13 protein-coding genes are annotated in these 16351 nt (G+C 40.2%); 5 read left to right on the top strand and 8 right to left on the bottom strand.

Going from position 1 to position 16351, the window contains the following annotated elements; all coding sequences use genetic code 11:
- Positions 1–3 precede the first annotated feature (3 nt).
- The 6 genes from HC176_RS07660 to HC176_RS07635 form a co-directional block, all read right to left on the bottom strand.
- Complete coding sequence (locus HC176_RS07660) at positions 4–624, bottom strand: lipoprotein signal peptidase (RefSeq protein WP_167917606.1); 621 nt, start codon at positions 622–624, stop codon at positions 4–6.
- 98 nt (positions 625–722) lie between these two features.
- Positions 723–1100, bottom strand: coding sequence for a TraR/DksA family transcriptional regulator (locus HC176_RS07655; protein WP_167917605.1), 378 nt, complete (start codon positions 1098–1100; stop codon positions 723–725).
- Between the two features lie 3 nt (positions 1101–1103).
- Positions 1104–4508, bottom strand: coding sequence for an isoleucine--tRNA ligase (ileS, locus tag HC176_RS07650; RefSeq protein ID WP_167917604.1), 3405 nt, complete (start codon positions 4506–4508; stop codon positions 1104–1106).
- A gap of 233 nt (positions 4509–4741) precedes the next feature.
- Positions 4742–5437 (bottom strand): zinc metallopeptidase, encoded by a 696-nt coding sequence (locus HC176_RS07645; protein ID WP_167917603.1) that lies wholly within the window; start codon positions 5435–5437, stop codon positions 4742–4744.
- A 153-nt stretch (positions 5438–5590) separates the two neighbouring features.
- Entirely contained in the window at positions 5591–6691 is a 1101-nt protein-coding gene (ald, locus tag HC176_RS07640) for an alanine dehydrogenase (RefSeq protein ID WP_167917602.1), read from the bottom strand.
- Positions 6692–7044: 353 nt separating this feature from the next.
- On the bottom strand, positions 7045–10125 hold the full coding sequence (locus HC176_RS07635; RefSeq protein WP_167917601.1) for a leucine--tRNA ligase: 3081 nt from the start codon (positions 10123–10125) through the stop codon (positions 7045–7047).
- Positions 10126–10611: 486 nt separating this feature from the next.
- On the opposite strand from HC176_RS07635, the gene HC176_RS07630 reads away from it, so the two are divergent.
- Complete coding sequence (locus HC176_RS07630) at positions 10612–11532, top strand: DMT family transporter (protein WP_167917600.1); 921 nt, start codon at positions 10612–10614, stop codon at positions 11530–11532.
- 1 nt (position 11533) lies between these two features.
- On the opposite strand, the gene HC176_RS07625 is transcribed toward HC176_RS07630, so the two are convergent.
- On the bottom strand, positions 11534–12103 hold the full coding sequence (locus tag HC176_RS07625) for a porin family protein (RefSeq protein ID WP_167917599.1): 570 nt from the start codon (positions 12101–12103) through the stop codon (positions 11534–11536).
- Positions 12104–12281: 178 nt separating this feature from the next.
- Here HC176_RS07625 and HC176_RS07620 point away from each other — a divergent pair, with 178 nt between their 5' ends.
- Together HC176_RS07620 and HC176_RS07615 are read left to right on the top strand one after the other, a co-directional pair.
- Complete coding sequence (locus HC176_RS07620) at positions 12282–13160, top strand: cell division protein FtsX (RefSeq protein ID WP_167917598.1); 879 nt, start codon at positions 12282–12284, stop codon at positions 13158–13160.
- A gap of 89 nt (positions 13161–13249) precedes the next feature.
- Positions 13250–13501, top strand: a complete 252-nt coding sequence (locus HC176_RS07615) for a DUF3098 domain-containing protein (RefSeq protein WP_167917597.1) — start codon at positions 13250–13252, stop codon at positions 13499–13501.
- Between the two features lie 95 nt (positions 13502–13596).
- Here HC176_RS07615 and HC176_RS07610 read toward each other — a convergent pair whose 3' ends face one another.
- Positions 13597–14727, bottom strand: coding sequence for a glycerate kinase (locus HC176_RS07610; protein WP_167917596.1), 1131 nt, complete (start codon positions 14725–14727; stop codon positions 13597–13599).
- A gap of 85 nt (positions 14728–14812) precedes the next feature.
- Between HC176_RS07610 and HC176_RS07605 the strand changes: the two genes are divergently transcribed.
- Positions 14813–15607, top strand: a complete 795-nt coding sequence (locus HC176_RS07605; RefSeq protein ID WP_167917595.1) for an undecaprenyl-diphosphate phosphatase — start codon at positions 14813–14815, stop codon at positions 15605–15607.
- Between the two features lies 1 nt (position 15608).
- Entirely contained in the window at positions 15609–16301 is a 693-nt protein-coding gene (truB, locus tag HC176_RS07600; RefSeq protein ID WP_209309683.1) for a tRNA pseudouridine(55) synthase TruB, read from the top strand.
- Positions 16302–16351: the final 50 nt, after the last annotated feature.

Raw genomic sequence — 16351 nt, 5'->3', positions numbered from 1 at the left:
ATTTCAAACTTTCGAAAACGCCTTTTTATTAAACACAATAAGCATAATAAAACCCGTGCTTATGGCTACATCGGCAATATTAAAAACCGGTTCGAAGAAATTAAAGCGCTTACCGCCGTAAAACGGCACCCACTGTGGCAAGTCGATTTCAAACAAAGGGAAATAAAGCATATCGACCACACGGCCGTGAAGCAGATTATCGTAACCGCCATTTTCGGGCAAAAAGGTGGCCACTTGGCTCATGCTGTCATCAAACAACACACCATAGAACACCGAATCGATAATATTACCCAAAGCCCCTGCAAATATTAAAGCTATAGCTAAAATGAGCACGCGCGAACCCTTGTTTTTTGTGGCGCTATAGAGCCAATAACCAATACCAAAAATAGCTACAACCCTAAAAAGCGTTAAAGCTACTTTTGCTGTCCTATCGGAAATAAACGAAGCAAAATCACTAATTTTTGTCCCCCAAGCCATACCGTCGTTTTCAATAAAATAGATTTTAAACCAACCGAACACATCTACACTTTCGTGAAGCACAAAATGGGTTTTGATGTAAATTTTACTGATTTGATCAATCAGCAAAACCGCAATTATAAGAATGATGGATTTTTTTAGTGACATTAAAAATTCTTAAAATGATGTTGAATTTGGCGCTATTCCAAACAAAAAACGTCCCAAATATTATTTTTGAGACGTTTTAAACCTATTATTTTAAACGCTTATTGCTGCATGTTTTTGGCTTCTATACTTAAGGTAGCATGCGGCACTAATTTTAAGCGCTCTTTGTTAATCAATTTTCCGGTAACACGACAAATGCCATAGGTTTTGTTTTCAATCCTTATTAGGGCATTTTTAAGGTCGCGGATAAACTTTTCTTGACGTATAGCCAATTGCGAGTTCGATTCTTTGCTCATCACTTCACTACCTTCATCAAAAGCCTTGAATGTAGGCGACGTATCGTCAGTACCATTGTTATGGTCGTTCATATAGGCACTTTTAATAAGATCTAAATCGTGTTGCGCCTTTTGGATTTTGTCCTGTATTATTTCTTTAAATTCAGCTAAATCCTTGTCTGAATATCTTACTGTATCTGCCATAATTTAATGTTTTTGGATAAATAGCTTGGTATTTACATCATCAAAAGCAATTTCTATACCATCGTCTAATTTATCGATAATTTCCAATTCATTTGTTAGGGTTTCCGACTTAATATAAGTGATATTTGCATCAACGGCACTTACCACCTGCTCGTCTTTTTGAAGCCTCACATCTATCCTGTCAGTCACTTCAAAACCAGAATCCTTACGTAAATTCTGAATGCGGTTAACCAATTCGCGAGCAATGCCTTCTCTACGTAAATCATCTGTAATGGTAACATCTAAAGCCACGGTAAACGCACCTTCTTTGGCTACCAACCACCCTTCAATATCTTGAGAGGTGATTTCTACATCCGAGCGTTCTAATGTAATATTTTTTCCATTAACATCAACCTCTACACTGCCATTTTGCTCAATTTTGTTAATATCTTCAGGTGAAAAGTTAATTACTGCGTTGGCAATGGCTTTCATATCCTTTCCAAAGCGTGGTCCCAAGGCTTTAAAATTCGGTTTTATCTGTTTTACCAAAACGCCCGAAGCATCATCCAGCAACTCAATTTCCTTAACGTTAACCTCGTGTTTTATCAAATTCTGAACCGCCAAAATCTCCTCTTTTTGCCACTCGCTATCAATAGGAATCATTATTTTTTGAAGCGGTTGGCGTACTTTAATTTTCTCTTTTGCTCTTAACGACAACACCAACGAAGATATTGTTTGCGCCGCTTCCATTTTACGCTCTAAAGCTTTATCTACAAAACTTTCATCGAACACGGGGAAATCGGCCAAATGCACACTATCAAACGTTTCCTTTTGGGTTACGGCGTTCAAATCCAAATACAGACGATCCATAAAGAACGGTGCAATGGGCGCGCCCAACATGGCAATAGTCGCCATGCAAGTGTAAAGCGTTTGGTAGGCCGAAATTTTATCCTGCCCATAATCGCCTTTCCAGTAACGTCTTCTGCTTAAACGCACAAACCAATTACTTAAATAATCTTGAGTGAAGTCTGAAATCGCTCTTGCTGCCCTTGTTGGCTCGTAATCGGCATAAAAGGCATCCACTTTTTTAATGAGCGTGTGCAGTTCTGAAAGGATCCAACGGTCTATTTCCGGTCTGTCTTCAATAGCAATATCGGATTCGCTATAATTGAAATTATCCAAATTGGCATACAATTGGAAGAACGAATAGGTATTGTAAAGCGTGCCGAAGAATTTACGCTTCACTTCCTCAACACCTTCTAAATCAAACTTTAAGTTATCCCATGGGTTGGCGTTACTAATCATGTACCAACGTGTAGCATCGGCACCGTAATTCCCAAGGGTTTCAAACGGATCGACGGCATTGCCCAAACGTTTCGACATTTTTTGTCCGTTTTTATCCAACACCAATCCGTTAGACACTACATTTTTATAGGCCACAGAATCGAAAACCATGGTTCCGATAGCGTGCAAAGTATAGAACCAACCACGGGTTTGGTCCACACCTTCTGCGATAAAATCGGCCGGATAGGTTGTACCTTTATCAATTAAATCTTTGTTTTCGAACGGATAGTGCCACTGCGCATAAGGCATGGAGCCCGAATCGAACCATACATCGATTAAATCGCTTTCGCGGAACATTTTTTGCCCCGATGGCGACACCAAAACGATATCGTCAACGATGTTTTTATGCAAATCGATTTTAGCGTAGTTGTCTTCGGAGTTATTTCCGACTTCAAAATCTTCAAAAATATCTTTTGAAAGCACACCAGCTTCAACCGCTTTGACCATCTCATTTTTCAATTCTTCCACCGAACCAATGCAGATTTCTTCTTTTCCATCTTCAGTTCTCCAAATAGGCAACGGAATACCCCAGTAGCGTGAACGCGACAAGTTCCAGTCGTTGGCATTGGCCAACCAGTTTCCAAAACGTCCGGTTCCGGTAGCTTTAGGCTTCCAATTGATGGTTTCGTTGTGCGCCACCATCTTGTCTTTTATGTCGGTTACTTTGATAAACCAAGAATCTAACGGATAGTAAAGAATCGGTTTATCGGTTCTCCAGCAATTCGGGTAGCTGTGCTTATATTTTTCAACCTTAAAGGCCTTGTTTTCTTCTTTTAATTTGATAGCTATTTCAACATCTACAGACTTCTCAGGTGCTTCGCCATCATTGTAATATTCATTTTTTACGTACTTACCAGCGTGCTCGCCCATTTCTGGTCTGAACTTCCCTTGCAAGTCTACCAAAGGCACCAAGTTTCCGTTTTCATCTTTCACCAACATAGGTGGCACCTCAGGTGTGGCTTGTTTGGCCACCAAGGCATCATCAGCACCAAAAGTAGGCGCAGTATGTACAATTCCCGTACCGTCTTCGGTAGTTACAAAATCTCCGGAAATGACTCTAAAGGCATTTTCAGGGTTGTCGTTTGGCTGTACGTACGGCAACAATTGTTCGTACTTAATGCCCACCAAATCCTTACCAACAAATTCTTTTACAACATAAAACGGAATTTTTTTATCGCCCGATTTATAGGCTAATAATTCCGATTTATCTTCAACTTGCTTAAACTTACCAGAGAACTGATAGTTTACCAACTTCTTAGCCAAAACCACATTGATAGGCTGGTGTGTGTATTGATTGTAAGTTTCCACCAACACATAGTCGATTTTTGCCCCAACGGTTAATGCCGTGTTACTAGGTAACGTCCAAGGTGTGGTCGTCCAAGCCAAAAAGTGGATATCACCTTCGTTCTGCAAAAATTCTGGAAGGGTTTCTTCAACCGCTTTAAACTGAGCTACTATCGTGGTATCGGTAACATCTTGGTACGTTCCTGGCTGGTTCAATTCGTGGGAACTCAATCCCGTTCCCGCTTTTGGCGAATACGGCTGAATGGTGTAACCTTTATACAGTAGGTCTTTGTTATAAATCTGTTTGAGCAACCACCAAACACTTTCCATGTATTTGGGTTCGTAGGTAATGTACGGATCGTCCATATCTACCCAGTAGCCCATTTTTTCAGTAAGGTCGTTCCAAATATCGGTATAGCGCATTACCGCTTTGCGGCAGGCTTTGTTGTAATCTTCAACCGAAATGGTTTTGCCAATATCCTCTTTGGTAATGCCCAATTCCTTTTCAACACCTAATTCAATCGGTAATCCGTGGGTATCCCATCCGGCTTTACGCTTAACCTGGTATCCTTTTTGGGTTTTATATCGGCAAAAAATATCTTTTATGGCCCGGGCCATCACGTGGTGAATGCCCGGCAAACCGTTTGCAGAAGGCGGCCCTTCAAAAAACACATAGGTTTCGTTGCCTTCTCTTGTCGATATACTTTTTTCAAATATGTTGTTTTCCTGCCAATAGCTCAGAATTTCTTCTGCTACTTTTGGCAAGTCAAGTCCTTTATATTCAGGAAATTTAGCGCTCATTTACTGGTAATTCTGTTAAGTTCGCGAATTTAATGAATTTTGATAAAACAGCCGTGGTTTTGCCCGATAATCGGGGTTTGAAATTTTGCAAATGAACCCATCGGACTAAAAACTTTGAAGATTCAATGTTTCTATCTATATATTTTCTTTCAAATATTTCAAAAATTCAAACAAAAAAGCCACAGAAAACGAATTTCTATGGCTTGAAATATTTTCAAAAAAAAAAGGATGCTTTAATCTCTAGCCCCAAACACTTGGAAACCCCAATACACAAGGTTAGCCAAGGCACCAATGGCTGCTACCAAATAGGTTCGGGCAGCCCATTTCAAAGCATCTTCAGAACCTTTGTATTCTTCGGGCGTTACCATATTTTTATTTTTCAACCAAGCCAAAGCGCGGTTACTGGCATCGTACTCCACAGGAAGGGTAATAAAACTGAATAGCGTAGCAAAGCCCATCATGACCAATCCAGCAACGGCTACCCAATAGCCCATGCCCACACCAGCGGCGGCACCCAATACCAAACCACCAATCACCAACCATTGCGACATACCCGAAGTCACACTAACTACAGGCACCAATGCCGAACGCATTTTTAAATAATCGTAAGCTTGGGCGTGCTGTACGGCATGACCACATTCGTGGGCAGCTACAGCAGCAGCGGCAGCGTTACGCTGATGATAAACGGCTTCACTTAAATTTACGGTTTTATTTTTTGGGTTGTAGTGGTCGGTCAATCGGCCGGGAGTAGAAATCACCTCAACATCGTAAATGCCATTATCGGCCAACATTTTCTCAGCAATTTCGGCACCACTCATACCGTTTCGAAGCTGTACCTTAGAGTATTTTTCAAACTTTCGTTTTAAGGTACTGCTCACCAACCAGCTTACTAATGCTATACCTCCTAATAATATATAATATCCAATCATTGTTCTATTTTAAATTGATTATAACAAAATAAAGATAGCAAAAATAACGCCAATTTTATGGATATGATATTCTGTCAGTCATTAAAATTCTGTTAAAAATAGGGCATAAAAAAAGCCCTCGTAAGAAGGCTGTATAAACATCAATATCATTTTTTATGATACTGCGTACTCCAAATCGAATGCTTCTGCTATTTCCTTGTAAACAATATTGCCCTTAACAATATTCAATCCTTTTGCTAAAGATTTATTTTCTTCACAAGCTTTTTCCCAACCTAAATTTGCCAACTTAATCACGTATGGCAAGGTTACGTTGGTTAATGCCATGGTCGACGTGTAAGGCACAGCGCCAGGCATATTGGCCACACTATAGTGCACCACTTCATCAATAATATATGTGGGATCCTGGTGCGTAGTAGGTTTTGTAGTTTCGAAACAACCGCCTTGATCTACCGCCACATCTACCATAACAGTACCGGGACGCATGTCCTTCAACATATCTTTCGTGATTAATTTTGGCGCCTTCGCTCCTTTAATCAACACCCCGCCGATGATTAAATCGGAATCCTTAATATGTTTTCTGATGTTATATTCACTTGAAAACTCACTAATTACGTTATTCGGCATCGTTTCACTCACATGCCGAAGGGCTTTCATATTAATATCTAAAATGAACACGTTAGCACCCAAACCTGATGCCATTCTTGCGGCTTGAATACCTACCACTCCGGCTCCTAAAATCAATACTTTTGCTGGTGGCACCCCAGGAACACCGCCTAATAAAATACCACGACCTTTAATGGGTTTTTCCAAATATTTGGCACCTTGCTGAACAGACATTCTTCCTGCCACTTCAGACATTGGAATTAACAAGGGCAGTGTACCATCGGTATCCTCAACCGTTTCGTAAGCAATACAAACCGATTTGCTTTCAATCATGGCATGTGTTAACGCTTCGCTCGATGCAAAATGGAAATAAGTAAACACTACCTGATCGGGCTTAATTAAACCATATTCGGGCTCAATGGGCTCCTTTACTTTTACAATCATTTCGGCAGTTTGGTAAACCTCCTCGATAGTTTCAAGAATGGTTGCCCCTGCATCCACATAATCTTCATCCAAAAAGCCACTGTTAAAACCAGCGTTTTTTTGCACGAATACCTCGTGGTTTCTTTTGGTTAATTCGAATACACCAGAAGGCGTCATACCTACTCGGTTTTCGTTGTTTTTCAATTCAATAGGAACTCCAATTTTCATCGGCACAATTATTAAAGTTAGTTAAAATACAATGCAATATTACAATACTCCATTTAAAAAAAACACAAAAACACAGACTTTATTAAAAAATCAATATCGATTTTAACCTTTTTATAACAATTATATAAAACACATCGATTTTGTAGGGTTTTAACAAATCCTCGAAAACTAGCATTTATGCACTTTAGTTTTTCCGGAAACCCAAATTTTTGTAACTACAATTTGAGGAAAACAAAAAAAGCATCCGTTTTGGATGCTTTTTGATATTAAAACTGTTTAAAATAAAAAAACAGGGTTTTTAAGATGAGATTGCCGCGTCGTCCCAATTCCTATTGGGACTTCTCGCAATGACATTATCCTACAATATTGACGATTTTACCCGGCACCACAATCACTTTTTTAGGCGTGCGGCCCTGTAATTGGTCTTGGGTTTTTTCGTGTGCCAAAACGGTTTTTTCAATTTCGTCTTTTGGCATATCCAAGGGTAATTCTAGGGTAAAACGCATTTTTCCGTTGAAGGAAATCGGGTAGTTTTTACTGCTTTCTACCAAATGGCTTTCATCAAATTTTGGGAATGGTGCGGTTGAAATACCCTCATACCCTTTTGGCAAATCTTCAATTTCAATATACTTTCCAAATTGGACACATACATAAAGTTGTTCAGCGATATGCGGCGCATACGGCGAAATCAAAACCAACAAAGGTTCTAAAATGGCTTTTGATGTACATTTTTGAGCCGTTAATTCATTTACGGCAATCATAAAAGTAGATACCGACGTGTTGAATGAAAAATTCTCGATGTCCTCCTGAACCTTTTTAATAGTTTTATGCAGTGTTTTTAAGCTGTCTTTTGTTGCCTCGGCATCAGTAACTTTTAATCCGTTGTCGCCTACATACAATTTCCATAATTTTTTAAGGAAGGAATGTACTCCGGTTATTCCAGCGGTATTCCAAGGTTTGTACTGCTCTAACGGCCCAAGGAACATTTCGTAAAGGCGTAAACTGTCGGCTCCGTATTCTGCACAAATGTTGTCTGGATTGACGACGTTGTACTTGGATTTGGACATTTTTTCGACTTCGCTCTTTAAATCGATATATTTTCCATTTTTATCACTACCATCCCATAATACATCTTGGATGGTCAGCCCCTCAAAACGTTTATCTGTTTCTATTAATAATTTAAGATTTTTTTCATAAATCCTCCTGCCAATTGCCAGATTCACAGGCACATGGTATACATATTCACACAACAACCCACAAAGTTTGTTGTTAATTTTCACACTCTTCAGAGCTAAATCAGCAACATTATATTTTGAATTCGCTAAAATTTTCTTTCCAGTAACATTATAAGGAGGCATAATATCTTCACATATATCATACTTCGTTAAGAATAATGACTCTCCCAAAATCATCCCTTGGTTAATCAGTTTTTTTGCAAACTCATCAACGGGCACTTGACCTTTATCGAACAAGAATTTCTGCCAAAAACGTGAGTAGAGCAAATGCCCTGTTGCGTGCTCGCTTCCGCCGATGTACAAATCGACATCCTTCCAATAGTTTAGCGCCTCTTGGCTGGCAAAAGCATCGGTGTTATTGGCATCCATATAGCGATTAAAATACCACGAACTGCCCGCCCAACCTGGCATGGTGTTCAGTTCTAAAGCCCCTCCTAGCCTCCCCAAAGGGGAGGAATTCTCAAACTCTTCTTTTGAAACGATTTCTGCTTTATCACCATATTGCAACCAGTGCCATTTTTTGGCATTCCCCAATGGCGGTTCGCCTGTTTCTGTTGGTAAATACTTCTCTACTTCGGGCAACTCGATAGGCAAAAACTTTTTGTCTATCATTTGCGGCATTCCCGTTTCATCGTAATACACCGGGAATGGCTCGCCCCAATAACGCTGGCGACTAAACACGGCATCGCGCAAACGGTAATTGGTTTTTCCTTCGCCCTGACCCAGTTTTTCCAATTCAGCAATCACCTTTTTTGTAGCCTCTTTAAACCCTAAGCCGTTCAAAAACCCTGAATTTTTCAAAACGAAGCCGGATTTTTCTGCAAAAGCACCGTTTTCAATTAGGCTTTCGGGGTTTTCTGCTCCCCCTTCGGGGGCTAGGGGGCTAAATATATTCGGAATCAGGATATTAAAATGTTTTGCAAAATCGTAATCGCGCTGGTCTCCGCAGGGCACACTCATTACTGCCCCCGTTCCGTAGCCCGCCAACACGTAATCACCAATCCAGATTGGGATGGGTTCTTTGGTAAACGGATGCTCTGCGTAAGCGCCAGTAAAAGCGCCTGTAATGGTTTTTACATCGGCCATACGGTCGCGCTCACTCCGTTTTGCAGTGGCTTCGATGTAAGCCTCAACCTCAACTTTTTGCTCGGGCGTGGTTATTTTTGAAACCAATTCGTGCTCGGGTGCCAAGGTCATGAACGATACACCGAAAATGGTATCGGGCCGTGTTGTAAAAACTTCAATTTGATGAGCCCCTTCGACTCCGCTCAGGGTGACATCTCCGTTTTCTGATTCAACAGATGGCTTCGCTTCGTTCGCAATGACGTTGAATTTTACAGATGCCCCTACCGATTTTCCAATCCAGTTACGCTGACTCTCTTTTAGCGAATCGGTCCAATCTATCTTTTCCAAACCTTGCAGCAAACGCTCGGCATACGCCGAAATACGCATACTCCATTGGGTCATTTTTTTTCTGACTACGGGGTGCCCGCCGCGTTCAGACACGCCGTTTACAATTTCATCGTTTGCCAAAACCGTTCCCAAAGCCGGACACCAGTTTACTTCGGTTTCCGCCAAATAAGTCAATCGATATTGCAGTAATATTTCCTGCTTTTTTACATCGTCAAAACCATTCCAAGCAGATGCTGTAAACGCTTCCACATCGTCATCGCAAGCGGCATTAACATTGGCATTACCTTCTGATTCAAAAATTTTGATGAGTTCGGAAATATCTTCGGCTTTATCGCTGTTTTTGTTGTACCACGAATTGAACAGCTGAATGAAAATCCACTGTGTCCATTTGTAATAACTCGGGTCTGAAGTACGCACCTCACGGCTCCAATCAAAAGAAAAGCCAATTTGGTCTAACTGGCGGCGGTAGGTTTTTATGTTTTCAGCCGTGGTAATGGCCGGATGCTGCCCCGTTTGGATAGCGTATTGTTCGGCCGGCAAACCAAAACTATCGTAACCCTGCGGATGCAACACATTAAACCCTTGGTGGCGTTTGTAGCGCGCGTAAATATCGGAAGCGATGTACCCTAATGGATGCCCCACGTGCAGCCCGGCACCACTGGGGTACGGAAACATATCCAACACGTAATATTTCGGCTTTTCGCTCTGGTTTTCTGCTTTAAAGGTTTGGTTTTCTGCCCAATACTTTTGCCATTTGGCCTCTATCTCGTTGAAATTGTAATTCATCGTATTTTTTTAAAAATAATGACGTCATTGCGAAGCAGGTACTACTGCGGCAATCTTTTGGATAAACAGTTCCATTCATTAAGATTCCCACGCTTCACTTCGACTGCGCTCAGTGTGACACGCTCGGAATGACGAATTTTAAGCTGCAAATTTAAGGTTTCTACCGAAAAACGGGATAGGTTTATGCCTTCATTTTTAAAAGACTCCGAATAATGACGCTAAAACTTAATGTATTCGAATCAAACTCGTTAATTCGAGTGAATTTTTCGACTGAAAAGAGAATTTGCACTTCGGCTGCGCTCAGCAGAGCTATCGAGAATTAAAATTTTAGTCACACAAAAGTTCTCGATACGATTTTTCGTTCCTCAAAATCACTCGAACTGACGACCAAACTATTACTCTACCTTCAAAACACAATAGTTTAGCTTTTATTTAAAGTTCTATTTGAGCGGCAATTTGTAATTTCGCAGCATAAAAATCCCTGCTTTGATAAAAAACACTACAAAAGCTCACCTTGCCCTTTTGGGCGCCAACATTATTTATGGTGCTAATTATATTATTGCCAAAGGCGTAATGCCCAATAAAATTGGTCCGACCGCCTTTGTATTTATCCGTTTAGCGGGCTGCGTTCTGCTGTTTTGGACGCTGAAATTGCTTTTCATTAAGGAAAAGGTAGAAAAGAAAGATTTTTTAATGCTCGCCCTTTGCGGGTTATTTGGCGGTGCGGCCAACCAAATGCTGTTCTTCCATGGTATTAATTTAACCTCACCCATTGATGCCTCCATCATCACCACAGCCACACCGGTAATTGTACTTATTTTTAGTTATTTCATTTTGAAGGAGCGCATTACAAAAAACAAGGTAATAGGTATTTCCATGGCAGGTGCCGGCGCCATATTTTTAATTTTGTACGGCAACAAAACCGATGGCACCAGTTCGCTATTGGGGAACTTTTTTGTACTGCTTAATGCGAGCAGCTACGGATTGTACCTTGTTTTGGCCAGAACGCTAATGAAAAAATACCATGCTATAACCGTAGTGAGCTGGATATTTTTATTCGGGTTTATGTACGTGCTCCCCTTTGGTTTAAACGATTTTTTAAACACCAACTTCGAAGCGTTTACCATAAACACCTATTTAACCATAGGCTATGTGGTATTGTTTACCACCTTTTTCGCCTACCTGTTTAATATTTTTGCACTAAAACATTTACCACCATCTATTACCAGCAGTTACACTTACCTTCAACCGGTGGTGAGCTTTCTTATAGTAACCTTAATGGCGCACACCTTTATGAACGATGTTTACGCCAAAGACATTAACCTTATTAAAATATCAAGCTGTGTAGTGGTAGCTGCTGGGGTTTATATTATTAGCAAGCCTTCAAAAGTCAAAACCGCTAAATAGTTTAAAATCGATAGCCAACGGACAATTGGAATATACCATTGTTAATATCGGGGTTTTCTCCAACCTTGGTAATTCCATAGCTATATCGCAGCTGCGAAAACCAGTGTTGGGCAAAATCAATGCCTAAACCTGCGTTAAGGGCTAAATCGAAGGTATTGGCATCGGTATCGTAATCGGGAATCTCTTCAAACCGAAACTTGGCCGTATCGTTAACCAAAAAACTAAATTGCGGACCAACATCTAAACTAAACCTATCGGCAATGTAAAACTTGGCCATTACGGGCACCGAAATATAATCTAACTGAAACGCCACTACATTTTCTTCTTCGGCACCTGCTCTGGAGTACAACAGTTCGGGCTGCAACGCAAAAGCATCGCTAAACTTTACTTCAGCTATAAAACCCGCATGAAAACCAATTAAACTATTTCGTTCTATTTGGTTATCTGAACGGTTGCCATAAAAACTCGAAACATTCATTCCTGCCTTAGCTCCTAAGTTAACCGTTTGGGCGTGCATCGTTTCAAAAAATCCTAAGGCCATTAACAAGGCCACAAGTAGCGTTTTTTTCATAGTTAAGTTATTTTAAAAATTATTGGTTCTGCAGTTTCAACAACTATGCCAAGTTCAAAAAAACTGAACTCCAAACAACAATTTCAAATAACAAAAGTTATAGCATGTAATTACTTGTTTTATTCATGGTATCGTACATCTTTTTATTATTTTTACAACCACAATTCAAACCGCCCTTATGAGTTCATCTTTTGAAAAACACCAAAAACGCAGACTAATTTCTTCCTATTTTTCGGTAGTGCTCAGTATTGCCTTGGTGCTATTTTTATTGGGGCTTTTGGGCATGTTGGTATTGAACGCCAAAAAAGTATCGGACCATTTTAAGGAACAAGTGGTTTTGACCATTTATTTGAAAGATGCCGCCAAAGAAGTGGAAATCAACCAACTTGAAAAAAGTTTGGCGATGGCCGAATATGTAAAATCGACCGAATACGTTTCAAAAGAAAAGGCGGCCGAATTTATGAAAGTTGAAACTGGTGAGGATTTCATGGATTTTGTGGGCTACAATCCGTTGCAAAATTCCATCGATGTACATTTGAAAGCCGATTTTGTAACCTCGGAACATTTGGAAAAAATTTCGGCGGAAGCCACATCAAAAAACTTTGTAGACGAGGTCACCTACGATAACGATTTGGTGAATTTGATGAACGACAACGTTCGGAAAATCAGTTTTTGGATATTGGTTATCAGTGGTATTTTTACCCTTATCGCCGTACTTTTAATCAACAGCTCCATTAGGCTGTCGGTTTACTCGAAACGATTTACCATAAAAACCATGCAAATGGTTGGTGCTACCAAACAATTCATTCGCCGCCCATTCGTTTGGAAAAGCGTGCGCTTGGGCATTATCGGCGCTATTCTAGCTTTAATTGGCATGGCCGTGGTATTATATTACGTCAACAAAACCTTCCCCGAACTCGGGTTGCTCAACACACCTATTTTAGTGGTTGGTCTATTTGTTTTTGTTTTTGCTTTGGGTATTGTCATTACCTGGATCAGCACCCATTTTGCCACACAACGCTTTTTGAATTTACGTACCGATGAGCTTTACTACTAACCTGTTGTCTGTTGAAAAGTATAATTTACAATCCTATTAACATTGCTTTTTAAATATTTCCGTTAATTTGCAGCACTAGCATTAAAACCATGGGAGAAAAAAAACGAAAAGAAGACGCAAAACCCACATTTGTTTTTGGGAAGAAAAACTATAAATTTATGTTTATTGGTTTGGCCGTTATTGCTCTTGGTTTTATTTTGATGGCCGGTGGTGGCAGCGACGACCCCAACGTATTCAATCCCGAAATTTTTAGCTGGCGCCGCATTCGTTTGGCTCCTACGCTTGTTATTTTAGGGTTTGGCATCGAGATGTATGCCATTCTTTTAAATCCGGACAAGTAGTTTATGTCACTCCTGCGGAGGCAGGAATCCACATCGCCATCTTACAATTATAGCTTTAAAACAACAGATTCTCACGTCGTTCCTTTCGTCACTCCTCAGAATGACAACAGTTTTTCAGCAAATGCTTTTGCCATTTTTTTAACATAGGTAAAACTATTTTCCATCGCATCTTGCAGGTTTTCAGAATAACCTAAAACCGCATCGGCATAGTCGATTCCCAAATTTTCAATTTCCTTTTCACTTAAATCAATCGCCCCGCAAAAGGCAGCCACTTTTTTGTTTTGCGCTTTCGCGGAAGTTAACACGCCTTGAATGGTTTTCCCCGAAAGGGTTTGATGATCTAATTTTCCTTCTCCGGTAATGACCCAATCTGCCTCTTCAATGTTGTCGTCAAAATTTGCCAAACCTTTAATTAAGTTTATCCCCGGTTTTAAATCGGCCTTTAAAAACACTTTAGCGGCCAAGCCCATACCTCCTGCTGCGCCTGCACCTTTTATGTGTTGCGCTTCTACTTGAAAAACACCATTAACTATTTTTGCAAAAGATGCCAATCCTTTATCCAATAATTCAACATCCTCTTTGGTAGCTCCCTTTTGCGGCGCATAAACATAAGCTGCTCCGTTTTTTCCGTACAAAGGATTGGAAACATCGCAGGCCACTTTAAAATGCACATCGCGTAATTTTGGATGAACAGCAGTTATATCAATAGAAGCAATTTTCGATAAATTAGCCCCAATGGGTTTTAACGCCTTATTATTTTCATCCAAAAAACGATAGCCCAACGCGGTTGCCATCCCGATACCACAGTCGTTGGTAGCGCTTCCGCCTATGCCCAAAATAATATGTTTTGCGCCTTTGATTAAGGCATCTTTAATTAATTCGCCCGTACCGAAAGTCGTCGCATTTGTACAATCAAACTGTTCTGGTTTTAGCAATTTTGCCCCTGAAGCTTCGGCCATTTCAATGAATGCGGTTTGCGTGCCTTCAGCATATAAATAAGAGGCTTCAACAGCTTCAAAAAATGGATTATTGACCACTAATTTTACCATTGTGCCTTTAAGGTAGTAGTTCACCACATCAATAGTACCATCGCCCCCATCGGCCAATGGTAATTTTAAAAATTCAAATTCCGGGATAACCGATTTCACACCTTCTTCAACGGCATTACAAAATTCCATTCCTGTTAGTGAATTTTTAAATTTATCGGGTGCTACAACTATTTTCATATGTTTCTATTAAAGCACTTAAAATAACACTTATAATTTAACTGAGAACAAAGCTTTTGTATTGGTATTTTAATATTTTTGCCCCATGGAAATTATAGACGCAATTATTCTTGGCATTATTCAAGGGTTAACCGAGTTTTTACCCGTATCGTCCAGCGGACATTTAGAGTTGGGCAAAGCTATTTTGGGTGACAACTCTGTTCCCGAAGAAAGCCTGTTGTTTACCGTGGTGCTCCACTTCGCCACGGCATTGAGTACCATGGTAGTTTTCAGAAAAGACATTTTCAATTTAGTAAAAGGCGCATTGAAATTTCAATGGAACGAAGATTTACAATTTATTGCAAAAATAGCCGTATCTATGATTCCTGCTGTGGTTGTCGGCCTATTTTTTGAGGAACAATTGGAAGCTCTTTTTGGCGGAAACATTTTTTTAGTGGGCTGCATGCTTTTGGTTACCGCAGTGCTTCTTTTTTTGGCCGACAAAGCCAAGGACACCAATAAAAAAGTATCGTTTTCCAATGCTTTTGTTATCGGTATTTCGCAGGCAATTGCCATGTTGCCCGGCATTTCGCGTTCAGGGGCAACTATTTCTACTTCGGTTTTATTGGGTAACGACAAAACCAAGGCTGCTCGTTTTTCGTTTTTAATGGTGGTTCCTCTTATTTTCGGAAAAATTGCAAAAGATATTTTAAGTGGCGATTTGAGTTATGACAGCGGAAATTTCACGGCATTGTCCATAGGCTTTATTGCGGCATTTGTAGCAGGGTTGTTTGCCTGCACTTGGATGATTGCTTTGGTAAAGAAAAGTAAACTTACCTATTTTGCCGTTTATTGCGCCATTGTTGGACTGATTGCTATAACTTTCACTTTTTTCAATTAATATGTTGACTGCTGAAGATTATCTTTCTGGACAGGTTTTGTTGATAGACAAACCCTTGCATTGGACCTCGTTCCAAGTGGTTAACAAACTACGGTGGGAAATTAGGCAAGCCTTCAACATAAAAAAAATAAAAGTTGGGCATGCCGGCACTTTAGACCCCTTGGCCACTGGGCTTTTGGTGATTTGCACCGGAAAAATGACCAAACAAATCGACAGCTTTCAGGCACAAATAAAGGAATACACAGGCACCTTTGTTTTAGGAAGCACCACACCGTCCTACGATCTGGAAACCGAAATAAACGAAACTTTCCCTACGGAACACATTTCTGAAACGCTAATACACAACACCGCCAAACAGTTTTTGGGCGATATTGAGCAGTTCCCACCTGTATTTTCAGCCATAAAAAAAGATGGCAAACGCCTTTACGAATTTGCCCGAGCCGGTGAAAGTGTTGAAGTAAAATCCCGAACGGTAAGCATTTCAGAATTTGAAATCACTAATATTTCTGGATTGAATATCGATTTTAGAGTGGTATGCAGCAAAGGCACTTACATCCGTTCTTTGGCTCACGATTTTGGAAAATCCCTAAATTCGGGCGCGCACCTGTCGGCACTCAGAAGAACCAAAATTGGAGACTTTAAGGTTGATGATGCCGTTACCATTGAAGGGTTTATAGCCAAGCTAAAGAACTAAACCGCTTATTTTTACGTATATTTACTGTACCCCAATTGTAATTTACAAGA

This window comes from Tamlana crocina (assembly GCF_012037625.1).
The sequence above is the reverse complement of the archived record's forward strand: the minus strand, read 5'-3'. Positions and strand labels throughout refer to the sequence as shown.

Bases quoted from the DNA above. Each gene is read 5' to 3' on its own strand.
- ald (WP_167917602.1), bottom strand. From the start codon at position 6,691: ATGAAAATTGGAGTTCCTATTGAATTGAAAAACAACGAAAACCGAGTA.
- ileS (WP_167917604.1), bottom strand. From the start codon at position 4,508: ATGAGCGCTAAATTTCCTGAATATAAAGGACTTGACTTGCCAAAAGTA.
- HC176_RS07635 (WP_167917601.1), bottom strand. From the start codon at position 10,125: ATGAATTACAATTTCAACGAGATAGAGGCCAAATGGCAAAAGTATTGG.
- HC176_RS07645 (WP_167917603.1), bottom strand. From the start codon at position 5,437: ATGATTGGATATTATATATTATTAGGAGGTATAGCATTAGTAAGCTGG.
- HC176_RS07610 (WP_167917596.1), bottom strand. From the start codon at position 14,727: ATGAAAATAGTTGTAGCACCCGATAAATTTAAAAATTCACTAACAGGA.
- HC176_RS07660 (WP_167917606.1), bottom strand. From the start codon at position 624: ATGTCACTAAAAAAATCCATCATTCTTATAATTGCGGTTTTGCTGATT.
- HC176_RS07620 (WP_167917598.1), top strand. From the start codon at position 12,282: ATGAGTTCATCTTTTGAAAAACACCAAAAACGCAGACTAATTTCTTCC.
- HC176_RS07625 (WP_167917599.1), bottom strand. From the start codon at position 12,103: ATGAAAAAAACGCTACTTGTGGCCTTGTTAATGGCCTTAGGATTTTTT.
- HC176_RS07655 (WP_167917605.1), bottom strand. From the start codon at position 1,100: ATGGCAGATACAGTAAGATATTCAGACAAGGATTTAGCTGAATTTAAA.
- HC176_RS07605 (WP_167917595.1), top strand. From the start codon at position 14,813: ATGGAAATTATAGACGCAATTATTCTTGGCATTATTCAAGGGTTAACC.
- truB (WP_209309683.1), top strand. From the start codon at position 15,609: ATGTTGACTGCTGAAGATTATCTTTCTGGACAGGTTTTGTTGATAGAC.
- HC176_RS07615 (WP_167917597.1), top strand. From the start codon at position 13,250: ATGGGAGAAAAAAAACGAAAAGAAGACGCAAAACCCACATTTGTTTTT.